The following is a 1,632-nucleotide window of genomic DNA, read 5'->3' on the forward strand; positions in this document are numbered from 1 at the left end:
ACCATCGGCCGCATCATCGACCTCTTCCCGCCCACCGAGTGCGCCAACTACTTCAGCGCGGCAGGGTACGACGCAACCTGATGGGATTCCGCTCTAGGGTCGGAGACAGTGCTGGGCCGGCTTCACAGCCGCGCTCGCATCGGACCGAGACCTTGCCACGCTGGAGATGACGATGACCAAGCCGCAGGGCACGATCCGGGTCGGTATCGGCGGCTGGGTGTTCGAACCCTGGCGCGGCACATTCTATCCCGAGGGCCTGCCGCAGAAGCGGGAGCTCGAGCACGCGGCCGCGCATCTGGGCACGATCGAAATCAACGGCACCTATTACGGCTCGCAGAAGCCTGAGAGTTTTGCCCGCTGGCGGGCGGAGACGCCGGACGGCTTCGTCTTTGCCGTCAAAGGTTCGCGCTACATCACCAATCGCCGGGTGCTGGCGGAAGCGGGCGCGTCGATCGAGAAGTTCTTCGGCAGCGGCGTGACGGAGCTGAAGGAAAAGCTCGGGCCCATCAACTGGCAGTTCATGCCGACCAAGGCCTTCGACCCGGCTGATTTCGAGGCCTTCCTGAAGCTTCTGCCGCACAACGTCGACGGCCTCGCGATCCGCCATGCCGTCGAGGTCCGCCATGACAGCTTTCGTACACCGGACTTCATCGCTCTCCTGCGGGAGTATGGCGTGGCGGCGATCACCGCGGCGGATTCGGATTATCCGCAGATCGCCGATGCGACGGCGCCCTTCGTTTGTGCCCGGATCATGGGAACGCGCGAGGAGGAGCCGGAGGGCTATCCGGACGCCGATCTCGACCGATGGGTGCAGCGTGCGCGGCAATGGTCGAAGGGAGAGGCTCCCGGCGATCTGGAGTGCGTCGCCACGGAGCCAGCGCCGACCGTGGCGCGCGACGTCTTTCTCTACGTGATCAGCGGCGCCAAAATCCGCAATCCCGCCGCTGCCATGGCGCTGACGGGCCGGTTGGCGGATTCCGGCTGAGGTCCGTCAGCCGTCCGAGGCGACGACATCCTGGCAAACATCGACCCAGTCCGCGCCGGTCAGCGCTGCGATGCGATCGGGCGCGATCCGCACCGCGCTGTGCGTCGAACCGGCGGCGGGCACGACCTCTTCGAAGGCCTTCAGCGAGATGTCGCAATAGACCGGCAGCGGCGTCGCGAGCCCGAAAGGGCAGACGCCGCCGACGGGATGGCCGGTCAGCGCCTCGACCTCGGCCAGATCGAGCATGCGCGGCTTGGCGCCGAACGCCGCCTTGGCCTTGCGGTTGTCGAGCCGGGCATCGCCGCGCGCCACCACCAGGACGACGCGCTCGCCGACCCGCAGCGACAGCGTCTTGGCGATCCGTGCGGGCTCCACGCCATGGGCGGCGGCGGCCAGCTGGACCGTCGCGCTGCTCTCGGGCGTGACGATGACCGGGATGTCGGGGGCATGGGCGGCGAAGAAGGCGCGGACGGAATCGAGGCTCATCGCATCACCTGAACTTCAGGAAGAGCAGGATCGCGAACGCTGCCGGCAGGCCGAAGACCAGCGTACGCATACGAGGAAGGCCGCGTGATCGAAGCCTTCGCGCGAGCGTAGCGGGCTCTATGATGAGGTTAGTTGAAGTTCAGGCGGCTTGCTGATCGACG

At 66.9% G+C, this 1,632-nt stretch carries 2 protein-coding genes; one reads left to right on the forward strand and one right to left on the reverse strand.

Annotated features, from left to right (window positions below; genetic code table 11):
• Window positions 1–172 precede the first annotated feature (172 nt).
• On the forward strand, window positions 173–985 hold the full coding sequence (locus ACFPN9_RS11885; RefSeq protein WP_066718619.1) for a DUF72 domain-containing protein: 813 nt from the start codon (window positions 173–175) through the stop codon (window positions 983–985).
• 6 nt (window positions 986–991) lie between these two features.
• Here the strand turns inward: ACFPN9_RS11885 and ACFPN9_RS11890 are convergent, their stop codons facing one another.
• Window positions 992–1,471, reverse strand: a complete 480-nt coding sequence (locus tag ACFPN9_RS11890; protein WP_066718540.1) for a YbaK/EbsC family protein — start codon at window positions 1,469–1,471, stop codon at window positions 992–994.
• Between the last annotated feature and the right edge of the window lie 161 nt (window positions 1,472–1,632).

This window comes from Allobosea massiliensis, assembly GCF_042655245.1.
In the GTDB taxonomy this organism is placed as follows: domain Bacteria; phylum Pseudomonadota; class Alphaproteobacteria; order Rhizobiales; family Beijerinckiaceae; genus Allobosea; species Allobosea massiliensis.

Coding starts and splice junctions, on each gene's coding strand:
- ACFPN9_RS11890 (WP_066718540.1), bottom strand. CDS start 1,471: ATGAGCCTCGATTCCGTCCGCGCCTTCTTCGCCGCCCATGCCCCCGAC.
- ACFPN9_RS11885 (WP_066718619.1), top strand. CDS start 173: ATGACCAAGCCGCAGGGCACGATCCGGGTCGGTATCGGCGGCTGGGTG.